The 19,003-nt window shown below is 40.4% G+C and carries 17 protein-coding genes; 5 read left to right on the top strand and 12 right to left on the bottom strand.

Going from position 1 to position 19,003, the window contains the following annotated elements; genetic code table 11:
• Positions 1-280: 280 nt before the first annotated feature.
• On the top strand, positions 281-1,213 hold the full coding sequence (puuE, locus tag GQR44_RS01180; RefSeq protein ID WP_166368402.1) for an allantoinase PuuE: 933 nt from the start codon (positions 281-283) through the stop codon (positions 1,211-1,213).
• Positions 1,214-1,328: 115 nt separating this feature from the next.
• Here the strand turns inward: puuE and tnpA are convergent, their stop codons facing one another.
• From tnpA to GQR44_RS01125, 11 genes are all read right to left on the bottom strand, one after another.
• On the bottom strand, positions 1,329-1,757 hold the full coding sequence (tnpA, locus tag GQR44_RS01175) for an IS200/IS605 family transposase (RefSeq protein WP_166368400.1): 429 nt from the start codon (positions 1,755-1,757) through the stop codon (positions 1,329-1,331).
• 161 nt (positions 1,758-1,918) lie between these two features.
• Positions 1,919-3,151, bottom strand: a complete 1,233-nt coding sequence (locus GQR44_RS01170; RefSeq protein ID WP_166368398.1) for an allantoate amidohydrolase — start codon at positions 3,149-3,151, stop codon at positions 1,919-1,921.
• Between the two features lie 11 nt (positions 3,152-3,162).
• On the bottom strand, positions 3,163-4,395 hold the full coding sequence (locus tag GQR44_RS01165; RefSeq protein WP_166368396.1) for an alanine--glyoxylate aminotransferase family protein: 1,233 nt from the start codon (positions 4,393-4,395) through the stop codon (positions 3,163-3,165).
• Positions 4,385-5,977 carry a gamma-glutamyltransferase family protein gene (locus tag GQR44_RS01160; RefSeq protein WP_166368394.1) on the bottom strand — a complete coding sequence of 531 codons (1,593 nt, stop codon included), beginning with the start codon at positions 5,975-5,977 and terminating at the stop codon, positions 4,385-4,387. The genes GQR44_RS01165 and GQR44_RS01160 overlap by 11 nt, the downstream gene beginning before the upstream one ends.
• 2 nt (positions 5,978-5,979) lie before the next feature.
• Entirely contained in the window at positions 5,980-7,215 is a 1,236-nt protein-coding gene (locus GQR44_RS01155) for an amidase (RefSeq protein ID WP_205962917.1), read from the bottom strand.
• A gap of 92 nt (positions 7,216-7,307) precedes the next feature.
• Positions 7,308-8,312, bottom strand: a complete 1,005-nt coding sequence (locus GQR44_RS01150) for a bile acid:sodium symporter family protein (RefSeq protein WP_205962916.1) — start codon at positions 8,310-8,312, stop codon at positions 7,308-7,310.
• A gap of 39 nt (positions 8,313-8,351) precedes the next feature.
• Entirely contained in the window at positions 8,352-9,170 is an 819-nt protein-coding gene (locus GQR44_RS01145) for a MurR/RpiR family transcriptional regulator (protein ID WP_166368392.1), read from the bottom strand.
• Between the two features lie 46 nt (positions 9,171-9,216).
• Positions 9,217-9,945, bottom strand: coding sequence for an amino acid ABC transporter ATP-binding protein (locus GQR44_RS01140; protein ID WP_166368390.1), 729 nt, complete (start codon positions 9,943-9,945; stop codon positions 9,217-9,219).
• Positions 9,932-10,582, bottom strand: a complete 651-nt coding sequence (locus GQR44_RS01135) for an amino acid ABC transporter permease (protein ID WP_166368388.1) — start codon at positions 10,580-10,582, stop codon at positions 9,932-9,934. The genes GQR44_RS01140 and GQR44_RS01135 overlap by 14 nt, the downstream gene beginning before the upstream one ends.
• Positions 10,583-10,594: 12 nt before the next feature.
• Entirely contained in the window at positions 10,595-11,263 is a 669-nt protein-coding gene (locus GQR44_RS01130) for an amino acid ABC transporter permease (protein ID WP_166368386.1), read from the bottom strand.
• Positions 11,264-11,278: 15 nt separating this feature from the next.
• Positions 11,279-12,070, bottom strand: coding sequence for a transporter substrate-binding domain-containing protein (locus GQR44_RS01125; RefSeq protein WP_166368384.1), 792 nt, complete (start codon positions 12,068-12,070; stop codon positions 11,279-11,281).
• 415 nt (positions 12,071-12,485) lie between these two features.
• On the opposite strand from GQR44_RS01125, the gene GQR44_RS01120 reads away from it, so the two are divergent.
• Positions 12,486-12,902 (top strand): group II truncated hemoglobin, encoded by a 417-nt coding sequence (locus tag GQR44_RS01120; protein ID WP_166368382.1) that lies wholly within the window; start codon positions 12,486-12,488, stop codon positions 12,900-12,902.
• A 9-nt stretch (positions 12,903-12,911) separates the two neighbouring features.
• On the opposite strand, the gene GQR44_RS01115 is transcribed toward GQR44_RS01120, so the two are convergent.
• Positions 12,912-13,739: a MurR/RpiR family transcriptional regulator gene (locus GQR44_RS01115; protein WP_166368380.1), complete on the bottom strand. Its 828-nt coding sequence runs from the start codon at positions 13,737-13,739 to the stop codon at positions 12,912-12,914.
• Positions 13,740-14,188: 449 nt separating this feature from the next.
• Between GQR44_RS01115 and iolC the strand changes: the two genes are divergently transcribed.
• The 3 genes from iolC (at position 14,189) to GQR44_RS01100 (ending at position 18,798) form a co-directional block, all read left to right on the top strand.
• Positions 14,189-16,159: a 5-dehydro-2-deoxygluconokinase gene (gene iolC, locus GQR44_RS01110; RefSeq protein WP_166368378.1), complete on the top strand. Its 1,971-nt coding sequence runs from the start codon at positions 14,189-14,191 to the stop codon at positions 16,157-16,159.
• A 105-nt stretch (positions 16,160-16,264) separates the two neighbouring features.
• Positions 16,265-17,773: a CoA-acylating methylmalonate-semialdehyde dehydrogenase gene (locus GQR44_RS01105; protein ID WP_166368376.1), complete on the top strand. Its 1,509-nt coding sequence runs from the start codon at positions 16,265-16,267 to the stop codon at positions 17,771-17,773.
• A 266-nt stretch (positions 17,774-18,039) separates the two neighbouring features.
• Complete coding sequence (locus tag GQR44_RS01100; protein ID WP_166368374.1) at positions 18,040-18,798, top strand: sulfite exporter TauE/SafE family protein; 759 nt, start codon at positions 18,040-18,042, stop codon at positions 18,796-18,798.
• The last annotated feature ends 205 nt before the right edge of the window (positions 18,799-19,003 follow it).

Raw genomic sequence — 19,003 nt, 5'->3', positions numbered from 1 at the left:
CTTCGTTGCTCTTCAGCTTATAAGCCTAAATTCGATTCGAGTAGTCAATTTATAAACGATGCTTATATTCAGCCGGTTTTATTATTGCTGAAGCACAAAGCACAGATTTCCAACTACGTGTTGGTATGTCAGTGGTGCCGACTATCATGACCGGCGAACAGCAAAAAGAGTCTTTATAATAAAACCAGACCTTATAAATTTTTATAAGCTATGGTATTAATAAATAAAGCAAACTTATTATGCGAATCTAGAAAATAATAAAACTAAGGAAGGTTAATAAATGAGTATCAATAATCCTCGTGATTACATCGGTTATGGAAGAGATAATGTGCCCGATGCAAATTGGCCTAATGGCGCTAAGATAGCGGTTCAGTTTGTGCTCAACTATGAAGAGGGTGGGGAGAATTGTGTGTTGCATGGTGACCCGCACTCTGAAACCTTTTTGTCTGAAATCGCGGGTGCTGAAGCTTATCCAGAGCGTCACATGAGTATGGAATCATTATATGAATATGGTTCTAGAGCAGGTGTGTGGCGTATTCTTAACGAATTCAAATTACGTGATTTACCATTAACTGTTTTTGGCGTAGCAACTGCTTTACAGCGTAATCCAGAAGTAACCCAAGCGATTATTGAAGATGGTCATGAGATCGCTTGTCATGGTTTAAAGTGGCTTCATTATCAACATACGCCGATTGAAGAAGAACGTGAGCATATGCATCAAGCATTGGATATCATCGAAGATCTAACAGGATCGCGTCCACTAGGATGGTATACAGGGCGTGACTCACCTAATACTCGCGGTTTGGTTGCAGAGCAGAGAGGCATGTTGTATGACTCTGATTATTATGGTGATGATCTTCCTTTTTGGGTGCAAGTACCTAGCGATGAAGATGGAGAGGAAACTCGTCCACACTTAGTCATTCCTTATACGTTAGATAACAACGACATGCGTTTTTCTTCTCCCTATGGTTTTAGCCATGGTGAAGAGTTTTTCCAATATTTAAAAGATAGCTTTGATTGTCTATATGCTGAAGGTGACAGCAAACCTAAAATGATGTCTATTGGTTTGCATTGCCGAGTAATAGGGAAGCCAAGTCGTTTTATGGCGCTGAAGAAATTTTTAGATTATGTACAGTCACATGATGATGTTTGGGTTGCACGACGTGATGAGATTGCACAACATTGGATAGCAAACCATCCTTGTATCGACTAGTGTATTTGAGTTTATTAAAGTTTTAGTTATTGTATTGAACTCAACAACCACCTACTAAAGTAGGTGGGTTAGTTTTACGGACTAAAGTCCGGATACGGGTCAAAGACCCGTTGAATTAACCTTCCGTTCTAAAATTGTCGTCACCTTTAACTTCAAAGTGGTGCTCTAGATATTCCTTAATCATTTCTTCGGTAACATCTCCTGATGTGACACAAAAATATCCCCTAGCCCAGAAATGACGACCCCAATATCTTTTTTTTAGATCCGGGAAACTTTCAAATAATTTAGCAGATGAACGCCCTTTAATTCTTCTCATTATTTCACTGGGCGCCATATTCGGTGGCGCTGAAACTAAAAGATGAACATGATCCTTACTCACAACGCCTTTTAAAATCTCAATTTCAAAGGCATTACATGTTTGCCGAACTAATTCTCTTACTTTTAAACCAACATCCCCTTGTAATACTTGATATCTATATTTAGTCACAAAAACAAAGTGGTATTGAATTTTAAAAACTGTATGGCTGCCATATCTATAATCCATAACTACCTCCTAACACGAATAGAGAGATTATAGCTAAAGCTGACCGGCTAAAGCCGATGGTTTTAACCTTTTAGGTGACTAATAAAAGAGCACTTAAATAAGGTATTTAAGTGCTCTTTTTTATCTCTTTTTTTGCTATGCGAATTTAGAAATGAAAAAGCTTACGCAGCAAGTTTTTTAACCATATCGATTAAACAATCCAAGGCTACGGCGACATCGGAAACCATCACCTGTTCTCTAGGGTTATGACTAATCCCTTTTTCACAGCGTACAAACAACATGGCGATATCTGCAATATTGGTGATCACCATGGCATCATGACCTGCACCACTTGATAGAAAACAAGGTGTTTTTTGAGTATGCTTTTCAACCACTTCACCCCATTTTTGTTGTAGATCATCACTGCATAAAACTGCTTCTGCTTGGTAAAGTTTTTCATGTGTTAAGGTCAGTTGACGTTTGTCGGCAATATCAGTTAAATTCTGTAATAGCTTTTCACAACAACTCTCTAAAGTTGACTGAGATTGACTGCGAATATCGACGGTGAAATGTACTTCACCTGCAATCACATTCACTGCACCAGGAAACACATCGCAGCGTCCAACGGTAGCGACAATGCCATGGTCAAAGGCAAATTGCTCAATCATACCAATCATTTGTGCGGCACCTGACATAGCATCTTTACGTAATGCTAAGGGTACTGTGCCAGCATGACCAGCCATGCCTTTAAGTTTGAATTGATAGCGTTTTGCACCGGCAATACCAGTTACAACTCCCACCGGTAAATTGAGATCTTCTAGTACCGGACCTTGCTCAATATGTACTTCTAAATACGCTAAGATATCATCGGCATTGCGTTTATCTTGGCCTGCTCGCATCGGATCTAAACCAAAATCAGTCATCGCTTGTGCCATGCTAATGCCTTGGTTATCAGTGATGGCTAACCATTCTGGCTTAAAGCAGCCGGCAGTTGCACTAGATCCAATCAGGGTAGTATTGAATCGTGTACCTTCTTCATCTGCAAAGGCTACAATATCAACATGAAAGGGCAATTCTTGATCCATTAATTGCGTCATTGCTTCAATTGCAAGTAGCACACCTAAGTTACCATCATATTTACCCGCATTGGCTACGGTATCGCTGTGAGAACCTATTAATACAGTGGGTAATGTTGGATTAGCAGATAGCTTACGTCCCCATTGGTTTCCGACACTATCTTCCCAAGTTTGTAGGCCAGCTTGTTGCATCCACTGTTCAATTTGTTGATGCGCTAGTTTATGCTCTGCTGTTAAATAAGCACGAAGCAAACCGCCTTGCATGGCCGTGAATGTGGCGAGGTGATCCGCCCATTGCATGATTTTTTGCGCACCGTCATTTGTTGTAGTCTGGGACATAAAGGCTCCTTTTAAACAGTGTAATACTGCATTGCAGTAGTGACTGCTTGACCAGGCTGAATGCCAGCTTTGTATTTTAATAAGATCGACTCTAGTGCCGCTAATGTTGTTAACACACACTCTTGGCGAGCGTTAAAGCCCATCGTTCCAATGCGCCAGATCTTGCCATGTAGAGGGCCAAAGGAAGTACCAATTTCAATGCCAAAACATAACAATAACTCTTGTCGTACTTTGTCACCGTCAATGCCATCTGGAATATAAACACCGACCACGTTATTCATTTTAAATTGTTGATTACCGAACAATGTTAATCCCATTGCTTTCAAACCCATTGCCATTGCATCACCAGCTTGTTTATGACGAGCAATAACATTTTCACTGCCTTCTTCAAGGTAAATACGCGCACATTCTCGTGCTGCATATAACATGCTGGTGGCTTCGGTATGGTGGTTTAAACGTTCTGGCCCCCAATAATCCATTACCATGGCTAAATCAAAATAGTTAGACTGAATTCTAATATCGGTACCGGCAGTATGATGGTCTGCTTTAATCCCTGCTTCAACGTGTTTACGACGGTTGATAACTTCTGCACATTGGTCGCTTAGGCTAATAGGTGCGCTACCCGATGGACCACCTAAACATTTTTGTAGACCAACTGAAACTGCATCTAAGTGCCACTCATCCATCTTCAGTTCATTGCCTGCAATAGAGGCAGTTGCATCACAGTAGAATAAAACGCCATGGCGTTGACAAATTTCACCTATTTCAGCAAGCGGTTGATTCATGGTGGTAGAGGTATCACCTTGTACCGTTGCTAATAGTTTCGGTTGGAACTCTTTAATTGCTTGTTCTACTAATTCTGGCGGGCAAACTTCACCCCATTCAATATCGATGGTTTTAACAACGGCACCAACACGCTGTGCAATTTCACACAATAAGTGTCCAAAGCGGCCAATCACTGGAATTAATACTTTATCGCCAGGTTGTAAAATGGAAACCAATACCGCTTCGATACCTGCACGTGCAGTACCATCAACTAACATCGTTTGTTGGTTTTCGGTTTCAAGCACACCACGGTATAGGGATTGCACTTGATTCATGTAACCTGTCATGACCGGATCGTATTGACCGATTAATGCACTAGAAATAGCTTGATGAACACGTGGATACGCATTGATTGGTCCCGGCCCCATTAATAAACGAACTGGCGGGTTAAGTGTTTCAAATAGGGATTTAGTGGTCATTTTTTTCTCCAAGTAAACTTTGCCCATCACTACGAGGATCGCTAGTTGCTGCTGCTTTCCCGTTTTTATCGAGCATAATGGCACCTGCGTGCCCCATTAATTCATTATTATCAGCCACTATTGTTATATCGTGACCCAGCGCTCTTAAGGTGGCACCGTGTTGTTTGTAAAGTTGATTTTCTACTCGTAAGTTATTGCTGCTGTCACCCCAAGTTCTCCCTAGCAACCAACGAGGTTTTGAAACTGAAGCCGCTAAACTTATGCCTTGATAAAGGTGGCGGCTAAATAAACAAGCTTGCGTTTGTGGTTGTCCTTCACCGCCCATTGAACCGTAAACAAAACGACGTCCATCCTTGAGCTCTGCATAGGCTGGATTTAAGGTATGGAATGGTTTTTTACCTGCAGCAAGTACGTTGTGATGATTTGCGTCAAGGCTGAAACTTTTACCGCGAATATTCCATGTAATACCACTGCTTGGTAGTACTACGCCTGAACCAAACTCCCAGTAAATACTTTGAATAAAACTGACCATGGTGCCGTATTGATCCGATGCTCCCATCCATACTGTATCACCGGGTTTTGCGACATGTGGCCAAGGTAATGCTTGTTCAAAAGAGATATTAGCTGCACATTTTTTTATCACATCGTCATTTAATAATTGCTGCAAAGGTACATCTAGGTACGCGGGATCGGTGATTTGCTGATCGCGAATGATAAAGGCTTGTTTAGTTGCTTCTACTAACAGATGAATATGTTCAACTTCAGAGGTCACTTGATCCACTAAACGGTCGTAAATTGCTAAGATTAATAATGACGCTAAACCTTGAGTGGGTGCATCTAAGTTATATAAACTACCCTTAGAGATATCCACCGTTAACGGCGTTGATACCGTGGCTTGGTACTGGTTAAAATCATTCAACGTTAACGGGCTGCCGGCATCAGCAAGTTCATCCGCCATTTGTTTGGCAAGCTCACCTCGATAAAAGTCATCTAAACCCTTCTCAGCTAAATGTTTAAAGGTATCTGCCAATGGTTGATTAATGAGGCTTTCACCTACTTTTAAGACTTCATCTTGATCCAAAAAACGCGCTGCAAAATTAGCTAAATGACTTAAACGAGACAGCGTTTTTTCACTGGCATCAACCAAACTTTGGGTGATTTCAATTCCTTGTTCAGCGGCATCAATAGCAGGTTTAAGTAGCCTATTTAAAGGCATCGCTTTACCATTGAGCCCACTGCTATCTAACTTAAGAGCTTGTTGCCAACCTGCAACCGTACCCGCCATGGTTATTGCTGATTTACCACCACTTTCTGGTAATTCATCCGCTTGCTGTCGGTAACTTTCCACATCAATATTTAGCGCTGCACCACCGCAGGCATCAATTGCGACCGGTTTTTCCCCTGCTTTACAAATTAACCAGAAACCATCTCCACCAATACTATTCATGTGTGGATATTGCACTGACACCATCGCCGCCGCTGCCACCATTGCTTCGCTAGCCGTTCCGCCGGCATCTAATACTGCTTGTCCGGCTTGTGCTGCTTTGTAATGTGGTGCGGTAAATGAAGTTTGAAATGTCATCGTTATTGCTCTCCTTGCCATAAGCTAAGACCCGTTTTGATCAGATCCGCTTCCTGGTTATCGATACCCATCAATGAAAATCCGCAGGGTCCTTCTTGTAAGTTTTGTATCGGTAGATGTAACTGTGGAAAACCGGCTAAACCTGCAATGCTGGTTAATCCCATTAATTGCGACCGATATTCAGCTAGTGCTTCACCTGCCATAGTCAGCGCTGGTGGGCCTGATGGAGTGGTTGGTATCACCCATAAACCTTGCATATCATTAAACTGGCTAAGTAATTGTTGTTTAAAATTATGCTGTTGTACTTTAGCTTCACGATATTGTTCGGGCGTAATAGTACGTGCCCAAATCACACGTTGTAGAATTGAAGGATCTAAGGCGTCACCGTGTTTTGTTAACCAAGCCTCGTGCTCCTCAATTATTTCAAAACCTTGAATAGTGCGGAATAATAGACTCAGCTTATCAAGAGTTTGCTCTGTGTCGGCTAATAGATCACAGCTTAGCAGTGTGATATTAGCTTGTTGGCACCAACGGCTTAATACACTCAACCTTTGGGCACTGAATTGTTGCTGTAATGTTTTATCTAGATACAAATTTTGTGCAACTTGTCCTTGTTTTTTTAAAGTAATTGCCGGTTTTTGGGGATCAGTTACCGGTTGTGTTGAAGCACCTAATAATGAAAAAACATTCGCTAGTTTGTTTAAGTCTTGGCTGAAAATGCCTGCGGTATCAAAGCTTTTTGATAATTGAAAAGCATTATCTAAGCTCACTTTCCCAAGTGTTGGGCGTAAACCAAATAGACCACAATAACTGGCAGGAACGCGCACTGAACCGCCAGTATCTGTGCCGATTGAGAAATCAGCTTCACCCTTTGCAACGGCCACTGCACTACCACTTGAAGATCCTCCCGGTAAGCAGTTTGGCGCAAGCGGATTAACGGGCGTACCATAGTGGATATTTTGCCCGTTTAAACTGTAAGCAAGCTCATCGGTTTGAACGCGGCCGACGCAGCTTGCACCATTGGCTAACAAGCGCTCAATTAAACTCGCACTTTGCTGCGCTGGTTGATGGCTTGCTAACCACGCCGGATTACCTGCTCCTGTGACATAACCTTGGACATCGAATAGGTCTTTAAACACGAAGGTTAAACCACTTAGCTCACCGTCAGCAGTTGCCGCTAAATTATCGGGCCCTTGTGTACAGTACACACTTGCGTCTTTAGTTATTAGGTGATCCATGTTTAACGTACTCCCTGTTTAAGGCTGCTTTATTTAACCTTGTTTTTTTGTCACTATTTTTTACTACTGTTATCTTTAAAGCTACTTAACACTTAATGTGAAGAGGCCGTCTTAACTTGTTCACTTTGAGTGGCATAACGGCTAGCTAGTATTGCGCAGTAGAAAATCTGAATCGGGTGATACAGCATGATAGGTAATAGGATCATGCCTAAGTCGGGATTACTGCCAAAAATAACGGTCGCCATCGGAATACCCGCTGCGAGTGTTTTTTTAGTGCCACAAAATACCGCCGCTACTTCATCGGCTAATTGAAATTGACAACGGCGAGCTCCCCATTGAATAAGGTGAACCATACACAGTAATACCACTGCACAAATGGCAATCGAGGTGATCAACATTTGCATTGAGAATGAACTCCAAATGCCGTTCGCAACAGAGTCACAAAAAGCGTTATAAACGATTAATAAAATGACGTATTTATCAACCTTACTCACTACTGATTTATGTCTTTCCGCAAATTTTAATAAAAAAGGTCTCGCTAATTGCCCTAGGATCATTGGTAATAACAGTAACTTAGCAATCGAGGTAATAGAAGCGACTAAATCAAGTTCAACACCTTCAAAACCCATGAATGCTTGGATTAAAAGAGGCGTGATCACAATGCCTAGAATACTAGATAATGAGGCATTAAAAATTGCCCCCGGAACATTACCTTTACCAACACTGGTCATCGCCACTGAAGAAGAGATAGTGCTTGGCAAAACGAATAAGTAGCAGAAACCAAATGCTAATGCTGCTGGCATATAAGCTAGCAATAGATCACCAAAAATGATCCAAAGTAGAGGATAAGCAATAAACGTCGCAGCTTGAATGTAGATGTGCATACGCCAGTTGCTGACACCGGCTTTAATCGCAGAAGGGGAAAGCCCTAAACCATGTAAAAAGAAGACAATCGCAACACCGATACCGGTAAGTTTATCAAGATGAATTAATCCTCCTGATTTACCAAGTTCAGCGGTTATTGTAGCTAACGCAATGGCGATCACCATGCCCACTAAAAACCACTCTTTTTTAAGTTTATTTATAACATTTATCATTTAATTATTACTCTTACGGCTGATTATTTAATTTAATATTTACTCTAACTCATTGAGCTTGGAATAATTAACACTTATTTTACTGCTTACTTTGGTCGCTTCACCATTTAATAATTGATAGGTGTTATTAACCAAATGAGAAATTAAACTCATGGGAACCGCATAGCTATCTAAAGGCGTTTCATTATTCATATGGCAAATCAGTGAATGGGTGGTACTTTGTACGTATTTTTGCCCAGATTGATCCGTGATCAATAAACATTGATGTGTTTGCAACTGCTCAATTATTTTTGAAAAATGACTTACTCGACGGCGAATACCTATCACAATCACAAAATCGTCTTCTTCAATTGCAGCTAAATCTTCACCGATAGTTTGCCCTGGTAAAGGAAGCAGTTCTACATGACTGCGGCATTGCATCAGCTGTTGTCTAAAGTGAAGCGCCAGAGGGTAACTGTTGCGATAACCAATAATTTTAATACGTTTCGCTTCAGCAAGATGTTTAATAATCGCTTTCATATCAACGCTTTTAAGTTGCTCCCGTAAGCGCTCTAAAGCTTGAATCTCTTGGTGAAAATCGCAGTTATCTAATGCACTTGTTAATACCGGTTGGCCTCTTTCGCGTACTGCTAATAACTCATTACGTAGAGAAAGATGATCCGCATAGCCTAAGCGACGAATAAAACGACTGACACTGGTTTTAGAAACAGAACACACCTCTGCAATGTCATTTGTTGACATGATCAGGACTTTCTCAGGGTTCAGCAGTAAATAGTCGGCTAAGCGACGACTATTTGGCGTCAAGTCTGGGTAATGTTTAGTAATACGCTCAATCAATGAGTGACTGTTGCTGGTCATCTACTCTTCCTTGTAGGCTAATATAGGCAGTAAAAATAGCTTTCTATCATCTCACAGCCGCAAGAAAACTTTGTAATTCTTCGGTTTGTGGGTTAGAAAATACTTCATCACTTTGACCTGTCTCCCATACTCGGCCTTGATTCATAAATACCACTCTATCGCCAACATCGCGTGCAAAGTTCATTTCATGTGTCACCAGTATTAATGTCATACCTTCTTGTTTAAGTTTTTCTAATACTTTTAGTACTTCACCTACTAGCTCTGGATCTAATGCAGAGGTTATCTCATCACATAATAAAACTTTAGGTGACATAGCCAGTGATCGCGCAATAGCAACACGCTGTTGTTGACCTCCAGATAAATTACCAGGATAAGCTGAGAATTTATCTGCTAGTCCAACTTTCTCTAATAGTTCTTTAGCTAACATTTCACTTTCCGCAGAAGACTTTTTCATGACTAGCTTAGTCGCTAGCATGACGTTCTCACCTACCGTCATATGTGGAAAAAGATTAAAGTTTTGAAATACCATTCCCACACTACGACTTAATAAACGTAGTTTGTAATCATCATTTTCAACCGACTGATTATCAACAATAACCGCACCTTTTTGGTATTCTTCTAAACCATTCATACAACGTAGAAGGGTGCTTTTACCTGAACCACTGCGACCAATGATAGAAACTACTTCACCAGCCTCGACCTTAAGGTCAACACCTTTTAATACGTGGTTTTCGCCATAGTATTTATGGACTTGATCTAGGCTAACGAGCGACATGATTTTTTTTCTCCAAATGGCGAGCTAAAACAGAAAGTGGAAAACAGATAAGAAAGTACAATACTGCAACTAGTGCAAAGACTTTAAAGGGTTCAAAAACGGCATTATTGATCATGGTGCCAGCTTTAGTTAACTCAACAAAACCAATAACAGATGCGAGCGCTGTACCTTTAACTATTTGTACAGAAAAGCCGACGGTAGGTGCGATCGACATGCGCATCGCTTGCGGCACAATAACGTAACGCATGGTTTGTAAATAAGTTAAACCTAGTGTACGACAGGCTTCCCACTGACCTTTTGGTAACGCTTCGATACAACCTCGCCAAATGTCATGAAAAAAGGCACTACTAAACAGGGTTAAAGAAATTACTGCGGCAGACCAAGCGTCCACTTCAATACCAATTAACGATAAGCCAAAGAAGGTTAAAAACAATTGCATCAGCAATGGAATACCTTGGAATATTTCTACGTAAGTTTGAATAATTCGAGTGGTGATTTTGCTACGCATACTGCGCAATAGGGTTAGTATCAAACCAAATAGACCACCACCTGCAAACGCTAATAATGACAATAAAATTGTCCAACGAGCTGCCAGTAGTAGGTTTTTTAAAATATCCCAATCAGTAAACTGTACCATTTTAAAGTCCTCCTACAGAGACGGGTTTTTAAAAGCGAAACGCTTTATTAATGCAAACGTCTGACGCATTAATATTGCTAAGAGTAAATAAACTAATGCGGCTACCATGTAAGATTCAAAACTTAAAAAACTACGTGATTGCACAAAGTTGGCTGAAAAGGTTAATTCCTCAACGGATATTTGCGAGACCACGGCTGAGCCAAGCATGACGATAATACATTGGCTGACTAACGCTGGATAAACACGTTGGTAAGCTGGTAGTAAAATGATATGCCAAAAAACCTGACGTCTTGTTAAACCAAGTGTTTGGCCTGCTTCCCATTGTCCCTTTGGCGCTGCATCAATACCTGCTCGAATTATTTCTGCACTATAAGCGCCTAGATTAATGATCATCGCGAACATGCCGGCTTGCCAAGCTGAAAGCTTGAGCCCTAAGGCAGGTAAACCAAAAAATATAAAAAATAACTGCACAATAAACGGAGTGTTACGAATGATTTCGATATAGCAGGAACAACTTCTTCGTAACCATGCATCTTTACTGATTCGACCCTGTGCGCAAAGAGTACCTAATAACAACCCTCCTAGTGTTGAGATAACAGTGAGTTCTATAGTGGCCCATAAACCTGCCGCAAATTGCGGCAGGTAAGGAACTAAACCTGCAAAATCCAGTTGATAGCTCATCGTCTTTATTCCAACTTATGACTTAAGGTCTGCAGGGAACGGCGCTTTTAACCATTTTTGTGAAAGTCCTTCTAATACGTCATTTTGCTTAGCGGCTTTAATTAAACTGTTAACGCTATCAAGTAACGCTTGTTCACCTTTCATAACACCGACATAACAAGGAGAGTTTTGTAATAAAAACTTAGTTTGTGGGGCTTTGTCTGGGTAACGAGTTGCAATTTCAGTGACGACTAAATTACCGGTTGCGATTAAGCTAACTTGGCCAGATAAAAAAGCAGACAAAGTACTGTTATTATCTTCAAATCGTTTAATGACTGTGTCTTTAGGAGTTAACTTACTTAACTCAAGATCTTCTACTGAACCACGTGTTACACCAATTGTTTTACCAGCAAGATCTTCTGCACTGCTAACTTGCTCGTCAGCGGTTCCAAAGACACCTAGGAAAAAGGGTGCGTAAGCTTCACTGAAATCGACCACTTTTTCACGTGCAGGGTTTTTGCCCATGCTTGAAATAACGAGGTCAACTTTACCGGTTTGTAAATAAGGGATACGGTTTGCACTTGTAACGGGGATTAATTCCAGCTTTACGTTTAATTCTTTGGCAAGGTACTTAGCCATATCAATATCGTAACCCTGTGGCTGTAAATCTGTTCCAACAGAGCCAAAAGGAGGGAAATCTTGGGGCACTGCCACTCTAAGTACTGACGATTGTTTAATATCTGCTAATTTATCTGCCTGTACTGCTTGTGCTGAAAACAGTAAAGAGGTGGATAAAACTAAGCTAGATAAAACCTTTAAAAATTTCATATTGTATCTCCATATTTTATTTAAATGAAACGATCGGAACTCTTTGTTTTTATTTTGCAACGATTGTGCCACTCACGTTATATTTTTTAATTTCAATAAAAACAGTTGCTTATGTTTGTTTTTTGTTTGAGATAAATATTTTATTCGCTTATGTCTTTCCGTGTTGGTGCAAGTGATGCAATCGATGCACTGCAATAGGGCGAAGCTGATTCAGAAACAGCATAAGAGAAAGCGCTCCATAAATAGCTATCAATAGAGCAGGGGAGATGTTTTGGTTGGGTGTATTAATTGTTACGCGATTAACCAACAATTTATTATTGGATCAATAAAGGCGAGGGTGGATAATCAAATCAGCGTTAAAGTAGGTTATTATCAGCCATATATTAATACTAAGTAGCTTAATAGGTTTCAGTTTATGATTAATTCTAGTATGGAATATGGTGTAGGTGATAACTCGTACACTATGGCAGGGAAGTTAGCAGGTATTTCTAAACTGGTTGATGATTTTTACATCAATATGGATAACTTTCCTGAAGCAAAAAAAGTAAGAGCGATGCACAGTAGCGACCTTTTTGAGTCAAAGAAAAAGCTCGCATACTTTTTGTCGGGTTGGTTGGGTGGCCCTAAATTATATGCTGAAAATTATGGCAGCATTAATATTCCGGCGGCGCATCAGCATTTATCTGTTGGCATAGAAGAAAGTAATGCTTGGCTTTTATGTATGGAAAAAGCGATTGATCAACAACCCTATGAAGCGGCCTTTAAAGTTTATTTGTTAGAGCAGTTATCGATACCTGCAGCAAGAATTCGAATGGCTTGCGGTCGAGGCTAATCGTTTACTTTATTCATCATCATTAAACGCTAATGCAACGGCTAACGATTGCACTAAACATAGTGATGCAGACTGAGACCTGAACGTATCGACTTTACCTTCATTAATAATAAAGCAAACATCACTGTACGGCATGAGTGGGCTAGTTTGACTATCGGTAATAATGATTTGTTTAGCGCCGGCCTTTGAGGCAGCTTCACTTAGCGTGATTGTTTCCTGTGCATAGGGACTGAAGCTAATTGATAACACAAGATCGTTTACACCAAGCATTGATAACTGCTCGTTAAACATTCCCCCCAACCCATCAATTAAAAATGCGCGGCGTTGCGCATGACGTAATGCATAGGTTAAGTAAGTAGCGATACTGAATGAGCGCCTTAAACCAACAATATAAATATTGTCAGCTTTATTTAATATGTCGACGGCCATTTCTAACTGTTGCTGTGATGTTTGAGCTGCAAGTTGATGCATTGCCTGTGAATTGACCAGTGCAAACTGTTGTAAGATATGTAGCGGTTTACCGCGCTCTGTTTGCAAAGGTTCGTGTTCTTTTAGCAGCCTAGCACGATCCGTATAATTACTTGTTTCTTCAATTAAATCTCGTCTAAATAATTGTTTTACTTCATTGAACCCACTAAACCCAAAGGCTTTTGCAAAACGGATCAAAGTTGAAGGAGGAACATCGGCTTGGGTCGCGATGACGGCAATCGTATCAAAAGCTAAGCTGTTGTTATTGTCTAATACATAAGAAGCAACTTGTTGTAATCGTTTGCTTAAATCACCATAGCGAGTACGAATCTGCTGTTGTAATTGTGCGATATTAGTAGCTACGGTCATGTTACTTCCCTTTATTTCACTTTATTAATGTTGACGACATAATCGAAAGGTTAATTATAGGGGCTGTTAGCCTACACACCTAATTTATGAATATATTATTTCAAAAAGTTAAATTAATGAAATAAATAGTTCATTTAATTTTGAAATGCAAAATTTATTATTAACTATTGATATTTAATGTTTTTTATTTATTTTTTAAATTTTAATTTTCTCTTTTTCTAAAACACCCATCACATTGCCTTATTAAAAATGAAATAAAGTTTTCATTTAACTTGAAAGTGAAACATTTATTTCATAGTATGCCTGCATGGTTAATAAAAGAGCATCTCTTTGATCATTAACTGCACTAAGTTCTCGACTTTTTGTTGTTGGCATAAGCGTATTGTTTATTTACAAATGCGACCAATGCTATCAACCAGAGACGTTGTCAAATAATGGAGCACAACATAATGCAAGCTGAAAACAAGAAACTAGACCTCATTTGTATGGGCCGTGTTGCGGTCGATTTATATGGACAGCAAATAGGTGCTCGCCTTGAAGACATGGGGTCATTTTCAAAATACTTGGGAGGCTCTTCGGGCAATGTTGCTTACGGGACTGCTCGCCAAGGATTAAAGTCTTCTATGCTTGCACGTGTTGGTGATGAACATATGGGGCGATTTTTAAAGGAAGAGTTGGACGCTGTAGGTGTGGATACTAGCCATTTAATTACCGATAAAGAGCGTTTAACTGCATTAGTTGTATTGGGCATTAAAGATACTGAAACATTCCCACTGATTTTTTATCGCGATAACTGTGCTGATATGGCGATCACCGCTGAAGATGTTAGCGAAGAATATATTGCTTCTGCTCGTTGCCTGGCAATTACTGGAACGCACTTATCCAATCCTCAAACGCGAGAAGCAGTGTTAACTGCATTAAAATATGCTCGCCGTCATGGGGTGAAAACTGCATTAGATATCGATTATCGTCCTATTTTATGGGGACTTACTTCTTTAGGTGACGGGGAAACTCGTTTTATTGCTTCATCTTCTGTGACACAACAATTACAAGATGTGTTGCATTTATTCGACCTAATAGTAGGCACCGAAGAAGAATTTCATATTGCTGGTGGTTCTACCGATTCGATAGCCGCGTTGCGTGGAGTTCGCGCAGTCAGCCAAGCTGAATTAGTTTGTAAACGCGGCCCATTAGGTTGCTCTGTTTTTTCTGGCACTATCCCTAAAGCACTGGACGATGGGATCACCATTGAAGGTGTGCGTGTGGATGTTTTAAACGTGCTAGGTGCTGGTGATGCCTTTATGTCCGGATTATTACGTGGTTATTTAAATAATGAAGGTTGGTTGAAATCTTGTGCATATGCCAATGCTTGTGGTGCGCTGGTTGTATCGCGTCATGGCTGCGCACCTGCTATGCCCTCTAAAGAAGAGCTAGATAATTATTTAGAAAGAGCAGATCAAGTACTTCGTCCTGATTTAGACCTTGAATTAAATCATCTTCATCGCGTTACTACACGCCGAAAAGAGTGGCATGAGTTATGTGTATTAGCTTTTGATCATCGTAGTCAATTAGTCGATATGGCTGAACAGTCTGGAGCGGATCTTGGGCGTATTCCCGTATTAAAAGAGCTGATATTTAAAGCCAGCCAAGAAGTTGCTAAAGAAGCCAATTTAGAAGGTAAAGCGGGCATTTTATCCGATAGCCGCTTTGGACAAACAGTATTGAATCACGCAACGGGTAGCGATTGTTGGATTGGTCGTCCTATCGAATTACCTGGTTCGCGTCCATTAGCGCTTGAACATGGCAATATAGGTTCACAACTTACAACGTGGCCGCTGGAACACGTCGTTAAATGTTTAGTTTTTTGTCATCCTCAAGACAGCGCTGAAATGCAACTTGCACAACAACAAACCGTGCAAGAAGTGTATAAAGCCTGTTGCCTTTCTGGTCACGAATTATTGCTAGAGGTGATCTTGCCAAAAGAGATGCCACAGGATGATGTCCATTATGTACAGTTAGTTGCTGACTTTTATCAACTGGGAGTGAAACCGGATTGGTGGAAGCTACCACCGCTGAGTGCTGCATCATGGCAGCAAGTAAGTGACTTGATCGAAACAAACGATGCACATTGTCGTGGTGTGGTTTTATTAGGTTTAGATGCACCGGCTGAACAATTAAAAGCAGGTTTTGCTATCGCTGCAACTTGTCCTTGGGTTAAAGGATTTGCCATAGGGCGCACCATCTTTTCTGCGCCATCACAAGCTTGGTTAGCAAACGATATTGATGATAAGACCTTAATCAAACAAATTAAAAGTAATTACCACGCAATTATTCAATCTTGGCAGCAACGCAATCAACCCAATCAAGATGGTGTTGTGAAGGCGAATGGTGCTGTGAGTGTAGATGGTAGTGCGGCATAAAATTATTATTAGTGATTCAGACATTAAGTTCAATAGCGATACAAGGTCACAACATCATTATTGAGCTTTCATATTATTCGTAGTTAGTTTTTAAGGAAATTGTTCATGGAAACCATTCAAAACTTTATTAATGGTCAAGTAAGTGCCAGTCATAGTCAGCGTTTTTCACCGGTATTTAACCCTGCTACAGGCGAGCAAACCAAGCAAGTCGTGCTCAGTGATGAAGCAGAAACAACAGCTGCAATCATCGCTGCAGAACAAGCTTTTCCTGCTTGGTCAAAAACTTCACCGCTTAAACGATCCCGTGTGATGTTTGCTTTTAAAGCATTATTAGAAACGAATAAAGAAAAGTTGGCCGCCTTGATTTCCAGTGAACACGGTAAAGTACTTTCCGATGCGATGGGTGAAGTCACGCGTGGTTTAGAAGTTGTAGAATATGCCTGTGGTATTCCTCATTTACAAAAAGGTGAGCACTCTGCCAACGTGGGCACCGGTGTTGATAGCCATTCTTTGATGCAACCATTAGGGGTTTGCGTTGGCATTACACCTTTTAATTTTCCGGCGATGGTGCCGATGTGGATGTTCCCGATCGCGTTAGCAACGGGTAATACCTTTGTGTTAAAACCTTCAGAAAAAGATCCGTCTTTAGCACTGCAGTTAGCTGAGTTATTAAAGCAAGCAGGGTTACCCGATGGTGTCTTTAATGTAGTGAATGGTGATAAACAAGCGGTGGATGTGTTACTGACTGACCATCGAGTACAAGCCGTTAGTTTTGTTGGATCAACACCGATAGCGGAATATATCTATAGTACAGCTTCTGCTCATGGCAAGCGTTGCCAAGCACTTGGTGGTGCAAAAAATCATTGTTTATTAATGCCTGATGCAGATCTTGATATGGCAACGAATGCCATTATGGGCGCTGCTTATGGTTCTGCCGGTGAACGTTGCATGGCGTTATCGGTTGTAGTTGCCGTGGGTGATGAAACAGCAGATCAATTGATTGATAAATTAAAAGTACAGATTCAAGCAATGCGTGTAGGGCCAGGTATTGTTGATGGACCTGAAAATGATATGGGGCCAGTTGTTACTGCGCAACATAAAGCAAAAATTTGTGACTTTATTAGTACTGGTGAACAACAGGGTGCTTCGTTATTAGTTGATGGCCGTGATGTTTTGATTAAAGGGCATGAAGCTGGTTATTTTGTTGGTCCTACTTTGTTCGATAATGTATCTCCAGAGATGACTATTTATCAAGAAGAAATTTTTGGACCCGTACTTGCTATAGTGAGAGTGCCTAATTATCAAACTGCACTTGAGTTAATTAATCGTAATGAATACGGTAACGGTACCGCTATCTTTACACGCGATGGTGAAACTGCACGTGAGTTTAGTGAAAATGTATTAGCTGGCATGGTTGGTGTAAATGTACCGATTCCAGTGCCTATGGCATTCCATAGCTTTGGTGGTTGGAAGCGTTCGGTATTTGGTCCTTTGAATGTACATGGTAGTGATGGCGTGCGTTTCTACACTCGCATGAAAACAGTGACTAGTCGTTGGCCTGCAAGTGTGCGTTTAGAAGATCATGAAAGCAGCTTTGCGATGCCGACTATGTAAGTAACCTAAATAAGTAATCTAAATAAGTAATCTAAGCTCGTGATATGCCTTGAACTAAACAAAACTATCAACATTGTATACTGATAAATTGTAACTAGTTGATTTTGAATTTAAATTTCATTGCCCCGAGTTGGGGTTAAGCCTCATTCATTGCTAATAACAAACAGCGCTAGGGAAATAACCTAAGCGCTGTTTTTTTGTATTTATTTTGTATTTAGCGAATACGCTACTTTTATCATTTATGTCATTTATAAGGTAACTCGCCGATGATCGTTACAGACCCTTGGTTTTACGCCACTGCGATCCCCGCTGTTTTTATATATGGCATTGGCAAAGGTGGATTAGGTGGCGCACTGGGCATCATAGCCGTGCCATTAATGGCGATGACCATTGCACCGACACAAGCAGCAGCTATCCTATTGCCTATTTTATGTTTAATGGACTTCTTTGCTGTTAAGCAACATTATCGCAATGCCGATTATCGTATTTTAAAGCGCATGCTACCGGGTTCGATTATTGGAGTTGCAATCGCAGGCATGTTTTTGAGTGTGATCTCTGAGCCTGGTTTAAAAGTGGTGATTGGCGGTTTATCGTTATTATTCTGCTTACAATATGTAATTAAAGGTGGCAAAAATCAACATAAAGGAGGGCTTATTAGTGCTTGGTTCTGGAGCATAATGAGCGGGTTTTCTAGTACTGCGTTACATGCGGGTGGTGGCCCTGCGAGTATATATTTGTTACCGTTGCAGCTAAATAAAGTGGTGTTAATTGCCAGCATGGCGGTATTGTTTGCCATCATCAATCTGTTTAAGTTAATCCCATATACGTTATTAGGTGAGTTTGATTCAACTAATTTGATGACGTCTTTAGTGCTAATGCCCCTAGGGCCGGTGGGAGTAAAAGTTGGCATTATGTTATTACATAAAATAAGCCAAGCCTTAGTATATCGACTATGTTATCTATTTCTGTTTCTTTCTGGATGTAAATTATTTTGGGATGGCGGGACTCATTGGTTTTTATCCTAACGGAGCTTTTAGTGCTGATTGTGTCGCTTTGATTTTTATTAGTAATTTTAATTGCTCACTAATCGATGCTTGATCTATGGCTAATACATTGTTAAATAGACTTTATATTATTATTCTTTAGTGTTTTTTAAAAATTTTATGTTGATTTTTATTCGCCTTGTTCTAACACCGATATTGCCTGTTTTTTAGTGTTAAACGTTAAAAA

This window comes from Psychromonas sp. SA13A (assembly GCF_011378715.1).
Classification (GTDB): Bacteria; Pseudomonadota; Gammaproteobacteria; order Enterobacterales; family Psychromonadaceae; genus Psychromonas.
This window is presented reverse-complemented; position numbering and strand designations above follow the sequence as displayed.

Coding starts and splice junctions, on each gene's coding strand:
- GQR44_RS01130 (WP_166368386.1), bottom strand. CDS start 11,263: ATGAGCTATCAACTGGATTTTGCAGGTTTAGTTCCTTACCTGCCGCAA.
- GQR44_RS01135 (WP_166368388.1), bottom strand. CDS start 10,582: ATGGTACAGTTTACTGATTGGGATATTTTAAAAAACCTACTACTGGCA.
- GQR44_RS01105 (WP_166368376.1), top strand. CDS start 16,265: ATGGAAACCATTCAAAACTTTATTAATGGTCAAGTAAGTGCCAGTCAT.
- GQR44_RS01150 (WP_205962916.1), bottom strand. CDS start 8,312: ATGATAAATGTTATAAATAAACTTAAAAAAGAGTGGTTTTTAGTGGGC.
- GQR44_RS01165 (WP_166368396.1), bottom strand. CDS start 4,395: ATGACCACTAAATCCCTATTTGAAACACTTAACCCGCCAGTTCGTTTA.
- GQR44_RS01145 (WP_166368392.1), bottom strand. CDS start 9,170: ATGACCAGCAACAGTCACTCATTGATTGAGCGTATTACTAAACATTAC.
- GQR44_RS01160 (WP_166368394.1), bottom strand. CDS start 5,977: ATGACATTTCAAACTTCATTTACCGCACCACATTACAAAGCAGCACAA.
- GQR44_RS01100 (WP_166368374.1), top strand. CDS start 18,040: ATGATCGTTACAGACCCTTGGTTTTACGCCACTGCGATCCCCGCTGTT.
- GQR44_RS01125 (WP_166368384.1), bottom strand. CDS start 12,070: ATGAAATTTTTAAAGGTTTTATCTAGCTTAGTTTTATCCACCTCTTTA.
- iolC (WP_166368378.1), top strand. CDS start 14,189: ATGCAAGCTGAAAACAAGAAACTAGACCTCATTTGTATGGGCCGTGTT.
- GQR44_RS01155 (WP_205962917.1), bottom strand. CDS start 7,215: ATGGATCACCTAATAACTAAAGACGCAAGTGTGTACTGTACACAAGGG.
- tnpA (WP_166368400.1), bottom strand. CDS start 1,757: ATGGATTATAGATATGGCAGCCATACAGTTTTTAAAATTCAATACCAC.
- GQR44_RS01170 (WP_166368398.1), bottom strand. CDS start 3,151: ATGTCCCAGACTACAACAAATGACGGTGCGCAAAAAATCATGCAATGG.
- GQR44_RS01140 (WP_166368390.1), bottom strand. CDS start 9,945: ATGTCGCTCGTTAGCCTAGATCAAGTCCATAAATACTATGGCGAAAAC.
- puuE (WP_166368402.1), top strand. CDS start 281: ATGAGTATCAATAATCCTCGTGATTACATCGGTTATGGAAGAGATAAT.
- GQR44_RS01115 (WP_166368380.1), bottom strand. CDS start 13,739: ATGACCGTAGCTACTAATATCGCACAATTACAACAGCAGATTCGTACT.
- GQR44_RS01120 (WP_166368382.1), top strand. CDS start 12,486: ATGATTAATTCTAGTATGGAATATGGTGTAGGTGATAACTCGTACACT.